Source organism: Bacillus toyonensis BCT-7112 (assembly GCF_000496285.1).
Classification (GTDB): domain Bacteria; phylum Bacillota; class Bacilli; order Bacillales; family Bacillaceae_G; genus Bacillus_A; species Bacillus_A toyonensis.
This window is the reverse complement of record NC_022781.1, coordinates 4,452,494-4,472,717: the sequence shown is the minus strand read 5'-3', so window position 1 is coordinate 4,472,717 and position 20,224 is coordinate 4,452,494. Positions and strand designations below refer to the sequence as shown.

General features: G+C 33.7%; 19 protein-coding genes and 2 other annotated features. Of the genes, 4 read left to right on the top strand and 15 right to left on the bottom strand.

Annotated features, from left to right (window positions below; all coding sequences use genetic code 11):
• Positions 1-167: 167 nt before the first annotated feature.
• Positions 168-399, bottom strand: a binding site (T-box leader).
• Between the two features lie 115 nt (positions 400-514).
• Positions 515-746: a binding site (T-box leader), on the bottom strand.
• Positions 747-980: 234 nt separating this feature from the next.
• Positions 981-1,619 carry a pyridoxamine 5'-phosphate oxidase family protein gene (locus BTOYO_RS22805; RefSeq protein ID WP_000510739.1) on the bottom strand — a complete coding sequence of 213 codons (639 nt, stop codon included), beginning with the start codon at positions 1,617-1,619 and terminating at the stop codon, positions 981-983.
• Positions 1,620-1,701: 82 nt separating this feature from the next.
• Between BTOYO_RS22805 and BTOYO_RS22800 the strand changes: the two genes are divergently transcribed.
• On the top strand, positions 1,702-2,310 hold the full coding sequence (locus BTOYO_RS22800) for an NUDIX hydrolase (protein WP_000141362.1): 609 nt from the start codon (positions 1,702-1,704) through the stop codon (positions 2,308-2,310).
• A 48-nt stretch (positions 2,311-2,358) separates the two neighbouring features.
• On the opposite strand, the gene BTOYO_RS22795 is transcribed toward BTOYO_RS22800, so the two are convergent.
• The 8 genes from BTOYO_RS22795 to BTOYO_RS22760 form a co-directional block, all read right to left on the bottom strand.
• Positions 2,359-2,700 (bottom strand): SdpI family protein, encoded by a 342-nt coding sequence (locus BTOYO_RS22795; RefSeq protein ID WP_000964938.1) that lies wholly within the window; start codon positions 2,698-2,700, stop codon positions 2,359-2,361.
• 69 nt (positions 2,701-2,769) lie between these two features.
• The gene (locus BTOYO_RS22790; RefSeq protein ID WP_000291210.1) at positions 2,770-3,600 is read right to left on the bottom strand and encodes a peptidoglycan-N-acetylglucosamine deacetylase; all 831 of its coding nucleotides are present in this window, start codon (positions 3,598-3,600) and stop codon (positions 2,770-2,772) included.
• A gap of 117 nt (positions 3,601-3,717) precedes the next feature.
• Complete coding sequence (locus BTOYO_RS22785; RefSeq protein ID WP_001258517.1) at positions 3,718-4,590, bottom strand: aminoglycoside 6-adenylyltransferase; 873 nt, start codon at positions 4,588-4,590, stop codon at positions 3,718-3,720.
• 133 nt (positions 4,591-4,723) lie between these two features.
• Positions 4,724-5,395: an O-methyltransferase gene (locus tag BTOYO_RS22780; protein ID WP_000103829.1), complete on the bottom strand. Its 672-nt coding sequence runs from the start codon at positions 5,393-5,395 to the stop codon at positions 4,724-4,726.
• A gap of 148 nt (positions 5,396-5,543) precedes the next feature.
• The gene (locus BTOYO_RS22775; protein ID WP_000818985.1) at positions 5,544-6,263 is read right to left on the bottom strand and encodes a 3-ketoacyl-ACP reductase; all 720 of its coding nucleotides are present in this window, start codon (positions 6,261-6,263) and stop codon (positions 5,544-5,546) included.
• Between the two features lie 169 nt (positions 6,264-6,432).
• On the bottom strand, positions 6,433-7,506 hold the full coding sequence (hitS, locus tag BTOYO_RS22770) for an envelope stress sensor histidine kinase HitS (RefSeq protein ID WP_001231633.1): 1,074 nt from the start codon (positions 7,504-7,506) through the stop codon (positions 6,433-6,435).
• Entirely contained in the window at positions 7,503-8,180 is a 678-nt protein-coding gene (gene hitR, locus BTOYO_RS22765) for an envelope stress response regulator transcription factor HitR (RefSeq protein ID WP_000612405.1), read from the bottom strand. The genes hitS and hitR overlap by 4 nt, the downstream gene beginning before the upstream one ends.
• 86 nt (positions 8,181-8,266) lie before the next feature.
• Positions 8,267-9,970 (bottom strand): ABC transporter ATP-binding protein, encoded by a 1,704-nt coding sequence (locus tag BTOYO_RS22760; protein ID WP_049832767.1) that lies wholly within the window; start codon positions 9,968-9,970, stop codon positions 8,267-8,269.
• 296 nt (positions 9,971-10,266) lie between these two features.
• On the opposite strand from BTOYO_RS22760, the gene BTOYO_RS22755 reads away from it, so the two are divergent.
• Positions 10,267-11,031 carry an alpha/beta fold hydrolase gene (locus BTOYO_RS22755; RefSeq protein WP_001194291.1) on the top strand — a complete coding sequence of 255 codons (765 nt, stop codon included), beginning with the start codon at positions 10,267-10,269 and terminating at the stop codon, positions 11,029-11,031.
• 96 nt (positions 11,032-11,127) lie between these two features.
• On the opposite strand, the gene entFM is transcribed toward BTOYO_RS22755, so the two are convergent.
• On the bottom strand, positions 11,128-12,429 hold the full coding sequence (entFM, locus tag BTOYO_RS22750; protein ID WP_016513917.1) for an enterotoxin EntFM: 1,302 nt from the start codon (positions 12,427-12,429) through the stop codon (positions 11,128-11,130).
• 646 nt (positions 12,430-13,075) lie between these two features.
• Between entFM and BTOYO_RS22745 the strand changes: the two genes are divergently transcribed.
• The gene (locus BTOYO_RS22745) at positions 13,076-13,309 is read left to right on the top strand and encodes a hypothetical protein (protein ID WP_081712504.1); all 234 of its coding nucleotides are present in this window, start codon (positions 13,076-13,078) and stop codon (positions 13,307-13,309) included.
• Positions 13,310-13,433: 124 nt separating this feature from the next.
• Here the strand turns inward: BTOYO_RS22745 and BTOYO_RS22740 are convergent, their stop codons facing one another.
• Positions 13,434-14,036: a nitroreductase family protein gene (locus BTOYO_RS22740; protein ID WP_023441225.1), complete on the bottom strand. Its 603-nt coding sequence runs from the start codon at positions 14,034-14,036 to the stop codon at positions 13,434-13,436.
• A gap of 244 nt (positions 14,037-14,280) precedes the next feature.
• Positions 14,281-15,234, bottom strand: a complete 954-nt coding sequence (locus BTOYO_RS22735; RefSeq protein WP_001080885.1) for a D-alanyl-D-alanine carboxypeptidase family protein — start codon at positions 15,232-15,234, stop codon at positions 14,281-14,283.
• A 204-nt stretch (positions 15,235-15,438) separates the two neighbouring features.
• Here BTOYO_RS22735 and BTOYO_RS22730 point away from each other — a divergent pair, with 204 nt between their 5' ends.
• Positions 15,439-16,440: a S66 family peptidase gene (locus BTOYO_RS22730; RefSeq protein WP_000602821.1), complete on the top strand. Its 1,002-nt coding sequence runs from the start codon at positions 15,439-15,441 to the stop codon at positions 16,438-16,440.
• Positions 16,441-16,527: 87 nt separating this feature from the next.
• Here the strand turns inward: BTOYO_RS22730 and BTOYO_RS22725 are convergent, their stop codons facing one another.
• The 3 genes from BTOYO_RS22725 to BTOYO_RS22715 form a co-directional block, all read right to left on the bottom strand.
• Positions 16,528-16,974: a DUF6376 family protein gene (locus BTOYO_RS22725; RefSeq protein WP_000695210.1), complete on the bottom strand. Its 447-nt coding sequence runs from the start codon at positions 16,972-16,974 to the stop codon at positions 16,528-16,530.
• 89 nt (positions 16,975-17,063) lie between these two features.
• Complete coding sequence (locus BTOYO_RS22720) at positions 17,064-17,285, bottom strand: hypothetical protein (protein WP_000459109.1); 222 nt, start codon at positions 17,283-17,285, stop codon at positions 17,064-17,066.
• A 219-nt stretch (positions 17,286-17,504) separates the two neighbouring features.
• Positions 17,505-20,066, bottom strand: coding sequence for a glycosyltransferase (locus tag BTOYO_RS22715; protein ID WP_001214020.1), 2,562 nt, complete (start codon positions 20,064-20,066; stop codon positions 17,505-17,507).
• Between the last annotated feature and the right edge of the window lie 158 nt (positions 20,067-20,224).

Genomic DNA, 20,224 nt, shown 5'->3' with positions numbered 1-20,224 from the left:
AACTTTAATCAGTGGAGATTTTGTCCATTCCTCACTGATTATTAGTTGAACCAATCGGGCTTTTACGGACAGTTGATCTCCCATCTAACTCCCTCGCATCTGCCAAATTTTGAGATGGGAGTCTTACTGACCGTTAATGCGGGATAAAAAAACACACTCATCCCTAGGAAAGGGACGAATGTGTTTTCGTGGTTCCACCCTTGTTCCAATCTAGACGTATCTCCTCCTAGATTGCTCAAGTTCAGATAACGGCTGATACCGTCAATAATTACTAGATTACTCGTTCACTATTGAAGTTCAAAGGTGGTAAAATCATTTCTCGTGTTAGGAAGCTCACACCCTTGGCTTCCCTCTCTGTAAACCGTAAAAATGATTTCGTGTCCTTATCGTTACTTTTTCGTTCATGTTTATTTGTTAACTCATTATACTCGCATAAAAAACAAAATCAATAAAATTTTTTAATTATTTCAAATTTTCTATCTCTAAGGCCGTAAAAAAACACACTCATCCCTAGGAAAGGGACGAATGTGTTTTCGTGGTTCCACCCTTGTTCCAATCTAGACGTATTTCCTTCTAGATTGCTCAAGTTCAGATAACGGCTGATACCGTCAATAATTACTAGATTACTCGTTCACTATTGAAGTTCAAAGGTGGTAAAATCATTTCTCGTGTTAGGAAGCTCACACCCTTGACTTCCCTCTCTGTAAACCGTAAAAATGATTTCGTGTCCTTGTCATTACTTTTTCGTTCATGTCTATTTGTTAACTTATTATAGTTATCAAATTTTTAAAAAGCAAGCCTATTTTTATTAACTATTTTCAAGATCATTTTTTATTATATTTCACAATAATATTTTATACCGGCCAATCTATTTACCTATTTCGTAATTTCCCAACTTGTAAATTAATGTTTCACATAAAAGTATTCCATTCTAAAACGAGTAGATCTCTTCCTTTTAAAACTATACTAATAAAGGATTTTTAATACAATCTTTTCGTATAACTTTCTTCTAAAGAACGTGCAACATCTTCTTCTGAAGTATTCACTTTCGCATGCTCCAACAACATTTTTGCTGCTGAAGGTAACCCTTTTTTATTTAACCAAGATTCTGGATCCCACATCTTAGAACGAATAAAAGCTTTTGCACAATGAATGTAGCATTCTTCTATTTCAACAACAATTCCAAGTAACGGATTACGTCCATTCGCCTGCATCTCTTTCAAAATTTCTTCATCGTTTGTAATATATGCTTTACCGTTTATTCGGAGTGTTTCCCCAAGACCAGGAATAAAAAAGATTAACCCTACGTGCGGATTTGAAATAATATTTAAAATGGAGTCTATACGACGATTGCCCGGCCTTTCCGGAACGATAATTTTATTTTTATTCAATACATATACAAATCCAGGTGCATCCCCTCTTGGCGAAGCATCACACTCTCCTAATTTATTTGCAGTAGCTAATACTAGAAAAGGAGATTTAGACAGAAAATCTACACAATGATGATCAAGTGATGAAATAACTTTTTTCAAAGCTCGCTCACTTGGTTGCCCCAATATTTGTCGTAATTCTTCCTCTGTTGAAATAATCGATTTTATTTCCTTACTTTCTATCCCCATTTACAACCACCCCTTTTTTCTTTATTTTCCCAAAATTTAATACAAATATTGTATAATAAAATTTGCAGAAAGGGGAATTAAAATGACAGAGTGGTTAACGATATTTGATTCTGAAAAAAATACACTTGGAAAGAAATTACGTGATGAAGTGCATCGTGACGGTGATTGGCACGAAACATTCCATTGCTGGTTTATAGAAAAAGATGATGAAGATATGTTCTTATATTTTCAATTACGCTCTAAAAATAAAAAAGAAGCTCCGGGTATATGGGATATTACTTCAGCTGGACATATTATGCATGATGAAGATGTAGAAATTGGCGGCCTTCGTGAAATTGAAGAAGAATTGGGGCTTTCCTTTCAAAGGACTGATTTAGCATACAAAGGAATCTATAAAATAGATTATGAAATTTCAGATCTTACTGATCGTGAGTTTTGTCATATGTATTTTCACAACGTAATAAAGCCTCTTCCATTTGCACCAGGTGATGAAGTAGACGATGTGATGAAAGTACATGCAACTGCTTTTCTACAACTATTAAAAAGAGAGATTTCATCTTTTTCGGCTATTTCTGTTTTAAACAATAAACCAATTACAATAACAATTGAAGATATTTATCCGTATGATCTTACATACTATGAATTTGTTATAGAGCAAGGAAAAGAATTCTTAAAAAATAATAGTTTATAAATAAAATAGGACTCCTAGCATAATATTGCGCAGAGTCCTATTTTTTTACTATTGTTCAAGTATCTTCAATCTATTCTCTACTTGTATAAATAAACGAATGATTAATAACAGCATAACCACCATAATCGCTATTATTGTATGGGGATATCTAAACAGTATACTAATAACACTTCCAATTAATATCATGATGAATCCGTTTTTCTTCATCACTTCTGCACTATACTTGTTACCTGCATCCCATAACTTCTTATTTTTCATAGACCGTTTCGTACGATAACCATATGCTGCGTTAATATCTGTCGGTGGATTTTTTTGAAGAATACGTGCGGCAAGTATAAATATAATACCGATCAACATGCTTATTCCTATGTTTACTAGTGCATACAACAATTATATCCACCCCCTAATTTATACCTTCATTATACTATATAATCACCCAAGTTCCAATTATTAACATTTTCATTTTCTCTCTTTAGATGTCTGGAACATACTTGGAAGTGTTACAAAGCGCGCTCCTTTCGTTTTCAACTGTGGAATGATTTTGTCTAGCGCATCTACAGATCCTTGTAAATGCCCACCTGGAGTTGAATGCTGAAGTATGACACTACCTGGAAATGAATTCCCTAGCACATTATTTGTAATCGTATCAGCACTTACACCTTTCCAATCAACCGTATCAACACTCCACTGTACAATCATAAAATTTTGCTCTGTTGCCCACTTCAATTGATTTTCAAGTATTTCACCGTAAGGCGGACGTATAAACTTCGGTGCATAACCAGCTAACCGATTTAATATTTCTTCCGTTTTTATAATTTGATTATGGTACTCAGCCTCATTTACTTTCGCTAAATTTGGATGACTATACGTATGATTACCAATTACATGCCCTTCGTTTGCAATACGCTTTACTACATTCGGAAACTTTTCTGCATTTTCACCGAGCAAGAAAAAAGTAGCTTTCACATTATGTTGTTTTAACTTATCTAAAATTTTTGGCGTAAATACTAAATCTGGTCCATCATCAAATGTAAGAGCTACTTCCGCTTTATTGTATGGTCCTGAAAATGCATACGCATATTTTTCGACCCATGAAAATGGTGTCCATGATCCACGATCCTCTTCTTTCATTTGTGCTTCATAATTTTGAGGAACATGTAATGCGTATGGTAGCGCATTTACATAGTCTCCATAATAAAATGAATGATATGGCATATAAGCGTACGAAATATTGCGTTCTAGCCCTAAAGGAAATGGAACGAACATTTCTGGTGAATAAAAATAATACATGATAAAAACCTCCCTAAAATTTCATATGTGTTTCATCTGTACTTTGTTAGAGAAATTCTGATTCCTGAACAAAAATAAGACTGTCCGTAATTAGGACAGTCTTACTGATTTATATACTTAATAAATTACTTTACTATCTTTCGGTAATTTTCTTACATGCTTTAAATAGCTCGTCACTTTGTCATCATCATCTTGCGGATATTGATATTCATAAGTGTTAGCAATTTCGTTCGCAACTTTCCTAAATAAATTACCCATTATGAAAAATGAATCCCAAATATTTTCATACTCTGCATTTGAAAATGTCCTTTTAAACTGCTCCCAGACATCTTTTTCAACATATTGTTCGAAATACTTCCCAAACTTCCCAGCATTAGCTGTAAACTTTGTTTTCATACCAATATGCCACTCTAGCATTACAACTAACATATCTCGCATTGGGCCTTCAAGCATTCCTTTCGCATAAGTAAGCTCCTCGCGCCATAACCCTTTTCCTACATTTGTACTACACCACCAAAATTCATTACAGCAATCTAAAAACTCTTTTTCCGTAGGCTTTTTTACTAAGTAATCTTTATCGCTTGCTGGTGGGAATTCTCCCAGACAATTATCTTTATCAAGAAGCAGTTTACTTAAACTATCTTTTCCAACGAACTTTTTTATTAACTCAACTGGAACTAGTGTTAAATCAATCCGATTCCCATCCATGAACTGCATTAAATACGGAAACTTCCCGTCTTCATCTGCTGGAATTAATGACATTTCTTCCGGCATTTGTACAATCATTATTTCTCCAAATCTATGAATCCAATTATGATTAGATATAAAAGATTGTATATCATTCACAACATACATAATATCATAATCTTGAAAACAATCTTTTTTCACATTTGGATTTACACGCGATCCATTCATGATGACAGCTCGAATTCTTTCATCCTCTTTTGCTGTATTTATAATTAAGTCTAGCATTTCTTTTTCAGTTCTCATCTACTTATAGCCTCCAATTTTTTAATATATAATATAGCGTTATGTATACTGGAGGTCCACGAGCTAATCTCGTTATACACGATACATGTTATAATTTTCGAAACTTCTTTTTCATCCCTTTTTCCTTCTTACATCACTCTTTTACAACTGCCATCACAAACCCATCGTATCCCTTACTTCCTACAGTTTGAAGCGCTGTAGCACTAACACGTGGCTCAGCAGCTATTAATTCATAGAAACGGCGTATTCCTTGTACACGAGGATCGCTACTAGTATTGTCAATAACTTCTCCTTCACGTACTACGTTATCACCAATAATTACAGTACCCGGTCGTGATAGTTTTAGTGCCCATTCAAAATAAGCAGGGTTATTTTGTTTATCAGCATCTATGAAAATAAAATCAAAAGGTTCATACTGCTCATTTTTTATTTGTTGTAAAGAATCTAACGCTAATCCTGTTCGTATTTCAATTTTATCATTCAAATTAGCACGTTCAATATTGCTACGTGCAATTTCTGCATGTTTTTCATTTGCTTCCAATGTAACAACTTGTCCTCCAGATGGTAAGCCCCTTGCAATCCATATCGTGCTATATCCGCCTAGAGTACCAATTTCCAAAATGTTTCGAGCTCCTTGAATTTGTACTAATAGTTGCAAAAACTTCCCTTGCGTTGGCGATACATCATGTGCCGGTAAATTAGCTGCAGCGTTTGCTTGAAGGACCCTTTCTAATGTAGAATCTTTCGGTATTAATACATCACTCATATATTGATCAACAGCCGACCATTTCTCAATCGTACTCATGTATATACCATCCCCTTAAAGTTTTTTATGCTTTTCTACCATTCACACTTGATTATACCGAAAATTCCGTTTTATATACAAAAAATAAAGAAGGAACACCCACTCCATTACAGAATAGATGTCCCTTCTTTGTTAATACATGTAGCCCTTACGGATTAGTAGACCAAAGTCCTGCTGATTTAATAAATGTACGTTTATTTAATTTCAGCTGTGCTACGATAAACTCTGCAATATCTTCTGCTTGCATTACTTTATCAGGATTTCCATCAGTTAACCCTAAATCTACAGCCATATCAGTTGCTACTGTACTTGGAGTTAAAGCCGTTACACGAATGTTATGTTTACGAACTTCCATCGCTAACGATTCTGTTAAGCCAAGAACACCAAATTTAGAAGCACTATATGCACTTGTTACAGGCGCGCCTTTTTGTCCTGCTGTAGATGAAATATTAATAATATCACCAGATTGTTGTTCAATCATGCTTGGTAAAGCGGCACGAGTTGCATAGTATACACCCATTAAGTTTACTTGAATGATTTTTTCCCAATCAGCAACGTCTAATTCTAAAAACTTACCAAATTTAGAAATACCAGCGTTATTAATTAAAATATCGATAGACCCTAAACCGTTTTTTAACGTTTCAATTGCAGTCGTTACCTCTTCATACGAAGATACATCAGCAGTCGCAATAACAGCTTTTACGCCTTCTGCTTCCACTTCTTTCGCTACAGCTTTTAAGTTTTCTTCTGAACGAGCTAAAAGACCTACATTTACGCCTTCTTTCGCTAATGCGATCGCTACAGCACGACCAATACCTCTACCTGCTCCTGTAATTAAAGCATTTTTACCTTGTAATAATTCTGCCAAGTATAACACTCCTTAATCTTCTCTGTTGTTTATCATATTAAAAGTGTATCTATGTTTATGTAAAAAGGCAATGATGCACTTTCATGTGCGTAGGTTACTTGTAGGTAACCATAGTAGCTATATATGCCTTTTTAAAGAAAAATAGTGTTAGAAATCTTTCCACCTAACACTACTTTTCTTCATATTTAGGAATACACACAATAAATTCTGTACCATTTCCTTCCTCACTCTCGACTTTTATTTCTCCTTCATGAAGATCAAGTACTTTTTTTACAATAGCTAAACCTAAGCCACTTCCTCCATAGGCACGATTTCGTGAAGAATCCGCTTTATAAAAACGCTCAAAAATATGTTGTTTCTGTTCTTCTGATATACCAATTCCTGAATCACAGATACGCACTTCCACTACTGTCTCATGTTCCTTTAACTGAATAGTGATCGTACCACCGCTTGGAGTAAATTTAATGCTATTATGAATTAAATTAATCCACACTTGACTCATACTTTCTTGGTCTGCAGTTACATGGACTTTCTCTAAATCAAGATCTAATTCAATTTCTTTTTCAGCCCAGAGTGGTTCACTATTTAATACAATTTGCTTTAACTGTTGATCTAATCGATAGCTCACTCTTTCTGGTGTATACTCTTCGGATTCTAAAAGAGTTAGCTTCAATAAGTTTTGACTTAGTTTAGATAATCTCGTTGTTTCAGTTTCAATAATGGTAAGATAATGCTTTCTTTTTTCCTCAGAAAGATTATCATCTTGTAGTGCTCTAGCAAATCCTTTTATAGAAGTTAATGGTGACTGTATTTCATGAGAAACATTTGATACAAACTCTTGTCTCATTTTCTCCATCGTATTCAGTTCATCTGTCATATCATTTATACTTTTTACGAGCACGCCAATTTCTCCATCATACTTTTCTTCATTTCGTATTTTTACGGAGAAGTCTCCTTTTGCAATTTTTTGTATCGGTTCAATAATAGTCCAAATCATTGCCTCTCGTTTTGGCCTCATTAATATTCCAATTAATGTCCAAATAAGAATAATAAATACAAAACCGACCATATCACTAATTAGAAAGGCAACAAACGGCGATACATTTACGTCAAAAGCATTCAATAAACTAGTTGCTACATAAAATGCGATAGACCAAATGATAGTAAGAAAAGTAAAGAGAGCTAATACCGCTCCAAATACTTTCAGCATCTTCAACTTACTCATTCGTTTTCTTTTTCTCATTTACTTACCTCTAAGCGATACCCTAAACCTCTTATTGTTTTAATACTAAATTTCGACTTCTCTTCTTGAAACTTCTCACGTAACCGATTAATATGAACGTCTAGTGTACGTTCATTCCCTTCAAAATCATATCCCCATATTTCTTCAATTAATTGCTCTCTCGAACAAGTTCTTCCCGCCTTAGATCCTAATGTAAAAAGTAACTCGAATTCTTTTAGCGGTAACGTAACCGTTTGTTCCCCCAGTGTCACTTCAAACGTTTTACGGTTTAACAGTACATTTCCAACTTGAATCGATTGCGATACTGTAATTTGGTAACGTTTCAGTAACGCCTTTACTCTCACTACTAATTCTATAGGATCAAATGGTTTTACGAGATAATCATCTGTCCCAAGGTGAAATCCTTTTACTTTTTGTGATGTTTCTCCTTTGGCAGTTAGCATCAGAACCGGGATATCATAGTATTTTCTTAATTCAAAACATACATCAAATCCATCCATATTTGGCATCATGATATCAAGAATAACCATATCGACTTTTACTTCGTCCATTTTCCTAAGTGCATCTATGCCATCAATTGCCTCATATGTTTGAAAGCCTTCCCGCTCTAAAAAAACAGAAACGAGTTCTCTAATATGTGGATCGTCGTCTACTATTAAAATTTTAGGTATCAAAGGAACCATTTCCTTTCTACTAAGCATCTTTTATATTTTTTTAAAATGAATAATCAGCGGAGTACAACCTCCACTGATTATTCATTTTATAATGCACCCTCTTTAATTTTCAATTGTTGCGTTGCAAACTCACGATACATGTCATGTGTACGTAATAATTCATCGTGCGTACCGCTTCCTGTAAGGTTCCCTTTTTCAATAAAGATAATTTTATCCGCATCTACAACCGTAGAAAGCCTATGTGCAATAACTAAAGTTGTTCTGCCTTTCATTAAGTTATTTAATGCCTTTTGAACGACAGACTCGGATTTACTATCTAGACTTGAAGTTGCTTCATCTAACATAAGAATTTGCGGATTTCGAAGTAATGCTCGGGCAATCGCAATTCGCTGTCTTTGTCCTCCAGAAAGCTTCACACCGCGCTCTCCAACTTCTGTTGCATATCCATTTGGTAAATCATGAATAAATGCATCAACATATGCCATAGCTGCTACTTTTTCAATTTCTGCATCCGTCACTTCGCCCTCAACACCGTAACAAATATTATCACGAATCGTTCCATCGATTAACGGACTATCTTGTGATACATAACCAATTTGACGTCGCCATGACTGCAATGAATAGCTCGTAATTGATTCTTTTCCTAATTTAATAGCACCACCAGTTGGCTCATAAAAACGTTCTAATAATGAAAATAAAGTTGTTTTTCCGCTACCACTTGGACCTACAATCGCTGTTACTTTTCCAGATTCAATTGTGAAATCAATATTGTTCAATACTTTCTCATCTTCGTTATACTCAAAATGTACATTTTCAAGAACTATCGACTGCTTAGCATTCGAAACCTTCACACCAGTTTCATGATCTTCTACTTCATATTCTAAAATCGCATTAATTCTTTCCGTTGCACCAATTGCCTTTTGGAATTGTGTAAAGAACATAGATAACTGGCTCATTGGCATAATAATTTGAACTAAATATAAAATAAATGCTACAAGTTCACCTGTTGTTAATGCACCACTAGAAACTCGCATTCCACCATAGCCTACGATAATAACAAGCAGTGCCATTAAAACAAACGACATAACTGGTGAAATTAATGCTTGCACTTTTCCTTCTTTTAAACCAAATTGCAATAACTTTTGTATCCCTGTATTACCTGTCTCATATTCTCTTTTTTCTGTATTTGAAGATTTCACTAAACGAATTTCTGATAACACCTGTGTTAACACACTTGTAAAAGATGCTGTTTCATCTTGAAGCGCTTTTGAAATCTTATACATTTTTCGTCCAAGAGGAACTAAAATTAATACAGACAACGGAATAACCGTTAAGAGTAAAGCTGTCATTTTCCAATCTAAAACAAATAATACAATTAATGATCCAACAATTGAAATACCGCCTGTTAATAAATTTGACAAGTGCTCAGAAATTAATGTTTTCACAACACCTGTATCATTTGTCATACGGCTAATCGTATCGCCTGTTCTATTTTGATCATAATAAGATACTGGTAAAACAAGCACCTTTTTCCACAAACGTTCTCTCAGTCCAGCTACAATCTTCTGCCCAATATAATTTAGTAAATAAATAGACAATCCTGCAGCAATGGTTTGCATGACAAAGAAGGCAACTAGCCCAACAATTTGTCCTGTACTAATTGACGAAAGCGAAAAATTATCTACTAATCCTTTTGTTAACATCGGAATAAATAAACTCGCTCCTGTAGAAAGCAAACTCATTAACAATGCAAAAACAAGAATCCCTTTCGGAGGATTTGTATCTCGAATAAGGCGTAAAAACTGCCTCCAACTTCCTTTTTCTTCATTTCATTTCTAACTTCCATTCCTGTTCATCTCCTCGTGTTAAGCCAAACTGCTCTTTCTAAAACTAGAATACAGTACAAATGTAAACTGAATGTAAACACACTTTTTCTATTTTTACAAAATATACATAAAAACTCATCTTTACAACAGATATAAACATCTGATATTATTACCTGGTACTTAATATTATTGTATGTGAATTATAGATAACTAATTTAAAATACTATATAAATCTCCAGTTATTGAAAGGAGTATCCTTTTTGCAAACAAATATACATTCTGAAAAGGAAACAATCATTTTTATTCACGGCTTAGTTGGCAATCGTCGTGCCTTCAAAAAAGAGCATAAACGATTTTCTGCCTCCTACAACATTATAACTTATGACTTATTAGGTCACGGCGACGATAAAGGAGAAGCTATTGAATTTTCATTACAGCGCCTCGTAGATCAATTATTGAAATTATATGAAAAAGAAGGTATTACAGAGGCTCATATTTGCGCTTTAAGCTATGGCTGTTATATCTCCACTATTTTTGCACAAATGCACCCGGAAAAGGTATTAAGCATTTGTCATATTGGTGGACATTATAATAATCCATCCCTTTTATATAACGTATTTCAAAAATTTTGGGAGAAGCGAGGAGACGAATACTCTAAATGGCTCTCTCAATACGCAAATACTATTTTTCCAAGCGGCATATTAAAAGCGAATCCGTTCGCAGTCATTTCAAGAAATATTTACTACCGTTTCGGATTACAATTACATTCATCCATAATTGCCCAATCATTACGACACCGGTTAGAATTCGATTTAAAATCTAAATTAAAATCACTTCCCCACCCAATATTATGGGTAATGGGTGAACAAGATCATCTCTATAAATCTTGCCTATTTGATTTAAAATCTATTCTGCCAAACGTTCTATATAAGGAAATACCTTTAGCAGGACATGCTGCAAACTTATTTCGTCCTAACTATTTTCATGACTTATATGATCGATTTTTAAATGGAAAGTTAAAATAAAAACTACTAAACTTCCAATTTATTCAACTATAAAAAGGCTTCCCAAGTTTCCTTGGAAAGCCTTTTCTCTATACGAAAAGTATAAAATACTTTTTCTTAGTATGCTTTTGTGTAACCTAAAATGTGCTTGCTCCAGTAAGAGTTGCTTACAGAACTAATACGTACACCAGTTGCATCAGTTTCTGCACTAATGAACTGACCGTTTCCTAAGTAAACACCCATGTGAGAAGGACCTGATTTATAAGTATTTTGGAAGTATACTAAATCACCTGGTTGTGGATTACTAGTTTTTGTTTTAGAGCTCCAGTATCCAGCAACTGTTTGACGAGCGCCTTTATGACCAGTTTGATTTAATACGTAGTGAATGAATCCACTGCAGTCAAAACCAGCAGGTGTTGTACCAGCAGTTCTGTATGGTGAACCATTTAAAGATCTAGCGAATCCAGCGATTGAAGACGTATCTCCACCTGTAGGTGCTGTTGGTTTTTGTACTTGGTTAGAACCTTGGTTAGAACCTTGGTTAGAACCTTGGTTAGAACCTTGGTTACCACCAGTCACTCCACCTTTTACAAACTTAACATAGTCTGCACTTACGTAACCTGTGCGGCCATTATGGTTAATCTTGTACCAACCATTTTCTGCGCCAGTAACGTTTAATACTTTACCGTTTGTTACCCCACCAATTACAGCATTGTATGTAGCTGGGCCTGTACGTACTTTTAAAGCACCAGTGTTAACAACATAAGAACCACCAGTTTGAACTGTAGTAGTATTGTTGTTGTTTGTAGTTGGTTTTTGTGTTTCGTTAGATACAGCAGAACCACCTTTTGTTACGAAGTCTTTGCTTACGTATCCAGTTCCACCGTTGAAGTTGATTTTAAACCAATCTTGTACTTCACCTACAACTTGTACTGTTTTCCCTTTATTTACAGAACCTAATGCTGTATGAGAAGTACTTGGGCCTGTACGTACGTTAAGTGAAGAAACGTTTACTGTGTAAGTACCTGTTCCTTGTTGAACAGTTGTTCCTTTGTTACCACCAGTTGTTACGAAGTCACCACTTACATAACCTGTTTGGCCGTTTACACTTACTTTGAACCAACCGTTTTCTTGTCCAATTACTTGTAGTACTTGACCTTGTTTTACTTTAGAAATAACGTTATGTCCTGTACCAGCACCTGAACGAACATTTAATACATCAGCAGTTACTGTGTATTTTAATTCAGAAGTTGTTTCTACTTTTTTTGTTTCAGTTACAGTCGTTTGAGTTTGTGTTTGAGTTTGTCCATTAATTTCTTTTAGCGCTTCGTTCGAAACTTGTGCATGAGCAGAATCCATACCTGGAACTGCAACACCTGCTACTGAAGCTGCTGCTAAACCTGCAATTACTTTTTTCATAAGTTGTCTTTACTTCCTTTCCCTACTATCCTCTTAAAAAAACATATAAACTTAATACTTTACAATATTATCAAAGTAAAATATTCATCAAGTTCCATTTTTTAACAAGAGTTTTATTTTTCACACGTATTTCATTTTAAATGCATGAAGTGAATTCCGTGTGAACTTCATGTGAACTTTATCATTAAACATAGTAATTTTGCAACGATTTTCTTCAAATTTCTTATGTATCGCATGAAAATTCGACATTCCATTCATTATCTCAATATAGAATACTTATTTTCTATCCAATAAAAAAATTTATTAACGAATACAAAACAAACTATGTGTTTTCTTGATAAAATGAATTACATGAAGCGTACTCTTATCATGGCAAAAATTACTTAATTAATCAATAGTATAATATTTTCAGAAAACTAATTTCCTATACGATCTATGTTTTTTAAATAATTTGACGAATTGTAAGATTTAGTTCTCAAAACCTCATTCTATGTTAAAGAAAATACACACTCCATTGACTATTTATTTTTTTACTAGCTATGGAATTTTTGAAATATTTCCGTTATTATTTATATAATCATATAATATGAAACTCTTATCAACAAAGAGATGTGCAATAGGAATTTAAGGACTGCCGACTTCCACCATTCCAAATTGTAGTCTTACTAGTAATGAACAAGGAGGTGCATTTGTGAAAAACATAATAGACGATCACATAAACAAAAATATAGAATTATACTACGCCTCTATTCAGTTCGTTTCATTTATAACATTACAAAAAATATCAACTATTGAAACACGTAAAAAAGAATTGAAAAATCAGATGAAAAATTGCCAACAAAAAAATCCTACTACTTATAAAGTGAAACTTTATAAGTAGTAAGGATTTTTTTGCATCTCCCACTAATTATTATCCTTCACCAATCGGGCGTTTGCGGGCCGTTAATGCGTGATAATAAAAGGTGAACAGGTCGTATCCCTGTTCACCTTTTATAATTTCTACCTTATTTATAAATTTTCACACGATTTTGTAATGGTTGGAACTCTTTTTCGCCAGCAAGTACTACTGGTTTACCAAATGGCATTTGCGCAGTGAGTTTCCAGTTTTCTGGAACATCCCATTCTTTTCTTACTTTTTCATCAATTAATGGATTATAATGTTGCAATGTAGCACCAAATCCTTCAATTTCTAAAGCTGTCCAAATTGCAAATTGTAACATCCCTGAGGATTGCTGTGACCAAGTTGGAAAGTTCTCTTTATATAGTGCAAATTTTTCTTGAAGCCCTTCCACTACTTCACTGTCTTCAAAGTATAAAACCGTTCCATAACCACTTTTAAATGCATTCATTTTTTCTTCTGTAGGTGCAAAGTTATTTTCAGGTACAATTTTCCGTAATGTTTCTTTCGTAAGATCCCATAATTTATCATGTTGTTCTCCTAACAAAACAACAACACGAGCACTTTGAGAATTAAAAGCTGAAGGTGTATGTTTTACAGCATGATAAATCACTTCTTGAATTTTCTCATCAGAAACTACTTGCTCTTTACTAATTGCATAAATAGATCTTCTGTCTTCAATTGCTGAGTAAAAATCTTTTGCCATCATAATTCCCTCCAATTTTCAATTGAGGCTATTTCATATGTATACATCATACAACGCCCCTTCAAACTTATTATTAATAAGTTTATAACTTTATACTATCAACAAACATTGATAAACTCAAATAATAACTCTCACATTTTTTACCTTTTTACTTCCCGTGTTTTAAATAAAAAAGCAGTTTATCGTTACTAAAAATAAGTAACAATAAACTGCCTTCCTCATGTAATGTTCTAACTTAGCATTTTACTTAATTAACTAATCCAAATGTATATGACATTAACTTATTCGTCTCTGTAAAACGTTTTGTTTTACTGGAAGTCCCCATGACTACTGTAATAATTCGAGTATCTCCTTGTTTTGCAGTACCTGTAAAACAGTACCCTGCACTATCTGTAAATCCTGTTTTTAATCCGTCTATTCCTTCTATATATAAACTTTTATTATTTTTGTTTAGCATGTCATTTGTACTGATAACATTAATATTATTAAATGCTAACTGACTTTGACGTAAGTGAGTCACTTCTAATATCTCCGGATAATCTTTTATAAGATGATACGCCAGTTTTGCTACATCGGCAGCTGTCATCTTAGTCTCACTTCCATCAGGCTCTTGTAGCCCTGATGCATTTGCGAATTTAGCATGTTCCGACATTTCTAACTGTTTCGCTTTTGCATTCATAAGTTGAACGAAATCTTTCTCCGTCTTTGCCATATGTTCTGCTAACGCCACCGCCGAATTATTTGCCGATTCAATCATTAATGCATGGTACAAGTCTTTCACAGTCAATGTGTCATTCACTTGGACTGGGATTCTCGCACCCTCTGTTTGCGCTGCTTTCTCACTCATTTTCACCGGATCTTCCCAGCGAACTTTCCCATTATGTACACTCTCTAATAAAAGGTACGCTGTCATCATCTTAGACATACTAGCTGGCGCAAAAGCTTCATTTTCGTTATGTTGATAAATAACATCTCCATTACTCGCATCGATAATCATAGCTGCTTTTGCATCAACTTTTGGTGGGATGTACTTTGACGGAACTACTTTTTCAGTTAACCCAGTTTTAGGTAGCTCTGCCACTTGTAAAGGTGGTCCCTCTACATTTGTTGTACTCTTTTGAGTTCCTTGGAATAAGAACCAACATATCCCTAAAATAATGACTAATAGGATTGTTACTCTTCCCCATTTCAACCGATTCATTTCAAAACTCCTTTAGCAAACCTTTTATACACTCACAGTCAACCATAACAACAATTCCTGCATATCGTCAAGGTAAAAAGTATATTTATTCATATACAACAATTATTATTTCAATCTATTTATGTTACACTATGAATACTGAAATATAAGAATATTCAATGATAAATTCATAAACAAACTATTTAATAGAAAGGATTCATACAAATGATACTTCCAAAACCATTAAAATACGGCGATACTATTGGGATTTATTCGCCCTCTTCACCAGCAACCTACACTTCCCCAAAAAGGTTTGAACGAGCAAAATCTTACTTGAAACAGAAAGGGTTTCATATATTGGAAGGTTCACTTACAAATCAATATGATTATTATCGTTCTGGCAGCATACAAGAGCGTGCTGATGAACTAAATGATTTGATAAGAAATCCAAATATTTCTTGTATCATGTCAACAATTGGTGGGATGAATTCCAATTCATTATTACCTTATATCGATTATGATACTTTTCGAAATAACCCTAAAATAATGATTGGATATTCCGACGTATCAGCTTTATTGCTAGGAATTTATGCAAAAACAGGAACTCCTACATTTTACGGTCCTGCACTCGTTCCTTCTTTTGGAGAATTTGAGCCTTTTGTAGATGACACATACAAATATTTTTCAGAAACATTACTAAACGATCAACCTCTTCCTTACAATATAAAGCAACCGTTATTTTGGTCAGATGAATTTATTAATTGGGAAGAAAAAATGAAAGAAAAAGAACTTAGACCAAATAATTGGATTTCTGTAACGAATGGACAAGCTACTGGGCGTATGATTGGCGGGAACTTAAATACAATACAAGGAATTTGGGGTAGTCCTTATATGCCACCTATTCAAGAAGGTGATATTCTATTTATTGAAGATAGCTCAAAAGATGCAGCTACTATTGAAAGAAGCTTTTCCTTACTTAAACTTAACGGAGTATTTGATAAAGTCTCTGGTATCATTCTTGGAAAACATGAGCAATTTGATGATTGCGGTACGAATCGAAAACCTTACGAAATACTATTAGAAGTACTACAAAATCAAAGAATCCCTTTTCTAGCTGACTTTGATTGTTGTCATATGCATCCAATGATCACTATGCCCATAGGTATTCCAATTAAGTTGGATGCGACCAATAAAACGATACATATTTTAGAAAAATGGACGGTCTAAGCACACTTATATTATAGGAAGAAAATATAATGAACTTACCGTTAGAAAACAATGAAAAGCTCCGTTTATGAAAAACGGAGCTTTTCATTATTGACCTAAATTTTGTATCTTATCTTTCAAATCTCGCACTTGATCCATCGTCTGCATAAGCTCAGAGTTTTTAAATTGCTCTACATCAATTTTCCCTTCCTCTACCTTCTTCATAGACGTATCAATTAATGTATTTAACTTTTCATTATATCCGACGATTTGTTGGTGAAGATCCTTCGCAACATCTGGTGGTGTTAATTCATTAAAAGCTGGTATATCTTGTTTAATTTCATTTAGCTTCGCTTCCAATTCTTTTCGGGCTTCTTTATCATTAACAGCCTTTTCCGCTAACGCTGGAGCTTCATTTGCAAATGCGCTTATTTCATTCACATAGTCTGTTGCCTTTTGAGCATAATCTAATGAGTTCTTTCCTTCCTCTACTATCGAACAACCTATTAAACCAATTGAAACTATCAATACTAATAAAATTGATTTTATTTTCATTTTAGACTCCCTTCGTCTTTATAATTGTCTGTAAGCTTCCCTTCATAACTTCTAGCTTAATTGCTTATAACCTTTTTTCAAATAGCAATTTACCCACTTACATGCCCTATTATTGTTACAACATCAATTTCTATATGTACGCTAATAATATCTTCAATTATATCCATATATCCTTGTCCTATAGCTGTTCCATAGTGTAATGACAGCCCCTTCTTTTCATAAACTGACTTTGGCACTGTAAAAATAAATCTCCTCAAGTTTCTTTCATCAGCTGGTTCCATAATTAAAACAATCCCATCCTCATCAAACATATACACTCGCCCTCCAACTTTACATTCACTATGGCTCAGTATTGCCTTGGTCAACTAAATTTAAAACCTAAAAATACGATACACGCTGCTCTATAATTAAAATAAGAAGCATTCATTCTTTTTTTAAAGAATGAACGCTTCTTCAAAACGTTGTTTTAAAGGTCCTTCCCCCCTGTAGATGGGGGATATCACTTCCCCTCAATACACATCTCTTGCCTATCATTTTCGGACAATATAGAGCATATCTGTTTCAGATAACCCAAATTTCTTAGCGCTTTTCATTCCTTGTTTTTCAGCTATGTTATACAGTTCCACCTTAAATCCTGCATTCATTAATCGTTGAATAAATCCTGATTGATTATAAATTCTTACATGATCTTCATGACCAAAAGCTAATTTTCTTAATTTCGGTGTTACAATTAATTCATTCTCTATAATAGAATCTACATTCATTACGATTGGCACTTGAATAATTCCCCATCCATTTGGCTTTAATATTCTATATAACTCTCGCATCGCTTTTTCATCATCGAAAACGCGTTCTAATACATGGTTACATAAAATCACATCAAATGTGTTATTTTCATATACAATTCTTGTAACATCTATTTCTTTCATTAACTGATCCTTCGGTTCAATATCTCCACATACATATGTAATGTTTTTATACTGACTAAACCATCCTCTTACCTTTGCTTCCGGTGCAATATGAAGTACAGTATCATTTCCACTTAATAAATCAGTTTCCATTTCAATATAAACACGATATAACCTTTCACGATCCATCGAATCACATACCGGACAAATCCCCGTATCTTTATTCCACATCTCGAATTTATATTTTGGAAAATCGTAATGTGCTGGCCAAGGGGAAAATTTTGCAAATTGTTGATTGCAATATTGACAATAACATACTTCTTTCTCAAATATACGAGTAACTACCTTATTTAGTGCCTTCTCTATCTTTCCATTATCAATTTCATTTACTTGCCCACCTCTTACTGCATCTTTCATTATGAACACCGCATTTTCCAAACAATAAGTCAAGCACTCTTTATAATCTTGCTCATCATTTAAAAATCCACTATTATATGCATCTATTATTAATTCAATCCATTCCTCAATTGTCATGAATATAAACTGCTTTTCCTTTTGATTTCGTCCACTATACTGTCTAAAATAACTAAGAGGTTCCTGTATATAAACGACTCTACCTTTCTTCATCATATCGAGCCATGTTGCAATGTCATGAATAGCAGAATAAGCTTTCCCCTTAAAACAACCAAACTCCCCTCCAAAAAACTTCCGATTAAACAGAACTGTTGTAGGTTCACCAACTACATTTTTCAAGTTTTTTAACATATAATTCCCTAATTCTTTCCCTTCAAAAAGTGTAGTTTCTTTGGCAATTTTCATATTCAATGTTGATGGTGGTAAAACCTTTCCATTCTCATCAATTAGTTCCCGATATGATGTCACAAACGAAATGTTTTCTATTCTAAAAAAACAATTCATCATTCTTTTAATCTTTTCAGGATGAAATAAGTCATCATCTAATAAAAAGTTTATATACTCTCCAGTTGCAAGTTCTATACATTTATTAAAGTTCTCAGCTTCTAATGGGGTTTCACTTTTAACATATGTAATGCATTCATATTCACGTAAATATGGTTGGATCATCGCGTGAACTTCAACGTTCGTACTGTCGTCAGAAATTATTATTTCAACATTTTCATATGTTTGATTCAAAGCACTTTTGAGAGCTAATTCCAAATAATGAGGTTTATTGTAGGCAGGAATAAGTATGCTAACTTTCGGTAAATGAGAGTTATAATTCATATATTGTTTTTTCTTTTCTATATTAATTTTCTTTAGCTTAATTTGTTGATAAAAATCTAATGTATATAATAGTGATGATGGAACTATTCTTCTTGCATAGTCTAGAAAATTAGTTATTGCTTTGTCTAGCTCTGTTTCATTAGCTAAAAAACCATATTTTTCTCCAACTATAATACTATGTGAAAAATCTTCTAATCCATCCATAAGTTTATTAGATTCATTTAACTGTTGACCTGGATGTAATCGGAAGTAACTAAGTGTCTCCGCTATATATACTGCTTTTCCTTTACTTAATAAGGATAACCATGAGGCGATATCTACGTTGCATAGATACCTCCTTTTATCAAACATACCATACGGTTCTTTCAAATCATTTTTACGAAATAATACCGTTGTAGGTTCTCCTATATAATTCTTTTGATTTACAATTACACTATTTGCTAATTCCACCCCATCTACTATTGTGTCATTTTCAAATAGACGTACTGTTGAATAAATATGTCTTAATTCGTTCTCTTCATCATCAATTACTTGGCGATGGGATGTTACGAGCTTAATTTCATGATTTAAATCATTGACATAATATTTCATCATTTTTTCAATTTTATTAACATGAAATATATCATCATCCATTAAAAAGTTAATATACTCGCCGTTCGCCTCATTACATAACATAAGTGCATTTTCAAATTGCCCTAGAGTTGAGCTATTTTTTATATAATTAATATTTGAATACTTACACAAATATTTTTGTAATACCTTTTCTGTTTCGTCATTCGTACTATCATCTCCAATAATAATTTCTATGTTAGGATATGTTTGTTCTAACACACTACATAATGCTTTTTCAAAGTAGTGAGGACGATTATAAGTAGGAATTAATACACTCACCAATGGCATTCGATCTATCGCCTCTTTACTTTTTTCAAAATGACCTCTCATCTTATTCCTCCACCTTTTCGCATATTATTTATATACGCGACACAAAATCACCTGACTAAAACCGTATGGAACCTTTATACTTTTATGCAAGCTCGTAACAAAATATCCTACTTTTCACTCCTATATATACACATTCAATAATACAGACATTTGATTTA

Bases quoted from the DNA above. Each gene is read 5' to 3' on its own strand.
- BTOYO_RS22730 (WP_000602821.1), top strand. From the start codon at position 15,439: ATGATACTTCCAAAACCATTAAAATACGGCGATACTATTGGGATTTAT.
- hitS (WP_001231633.1), bottom strand. From the start codon at position 7,506: ATGAGAAAAAGAAAACGAATGAGTAAGTTGAAGATGCTGAAAGTATTT.
- BTOYO_RS22805 (WP_000510739.1), bottom strand. From the start codon at position 1,619: ATGGGGATAGAAAGTAAGGAAATAAAATCGATTATTTCAACAGAGGAA.
- BTOYO_RS22735 (WP_001080885.1), bottom strand. From the start codon at position 15,234: ATGAATCGGTTGAAATGGGGAAGAGTAACAATCCTATTAGTCATTATT.
- BTOYO_RS22740 (WP_023441225.1), bottom strand. From the start codon at position 14,036: ATGATGGCAAAAGATTTTTACTCAGCAATTGAAGACAGAAGATCTATT.
- BTOYO_RS22785 (WP_001258517.1), bottom strand. From the start codon at position 4,590: ATGAGAACTGAAAAAGAAATGCTAGACTTAATTATAAATACAGCAAAA.
- BTOYO_RS22715 (WP_001214020.1), bottom strand. From the start codon at position 20,066: ATGAGAGGTCATTTTGAAAAAAGTAAAGAGGCGATAGATCGAATGCCA.
- BTOYO_RS22780 (WP_000103829.1), bottom strand. From the start codon at position 5,395: ATGAGTACGATTGAGAAATGGTCGGCTGTTGATCAATATATGAGTGAT.
- BTOYO_RS22720 (WP_000459109.1), bottom strand. From the start codon at position 17,285: ATGTTTGATGAGGATGGGATTGTTTTAATTATGGAACCAGCTGATGAA.
- BTOYO_RS22725 (WP_000695210.1), bottom strand. From the start codon at position 16,974: ATGAAAATAAAATCAATTTTATTAGTATTGATAGTTTCAATTGGTTTA.
- BTOYO_RS22790 (WP_000291210.1), bottom strand. From the start codon at position 3,600: ATGTATTATTTTTATTCACCAGAAATGTTCGTTCCATTTCCTTTAGGG.
- entFM (WP_016513917.1), bottom strand. From the start codon at position 12,429: ATGAAAAAAGTAATTGCAGGTTTAGCAGCAGCTTCAGTAGCAGGTGTT.
- BTOYO_RS22800 (WP_000141362.1), top strand. From the start codon at position 1,702: ATGACAGAGTGGTTAACGATATTTGATTCTGAAAAAAATACACTTGGA.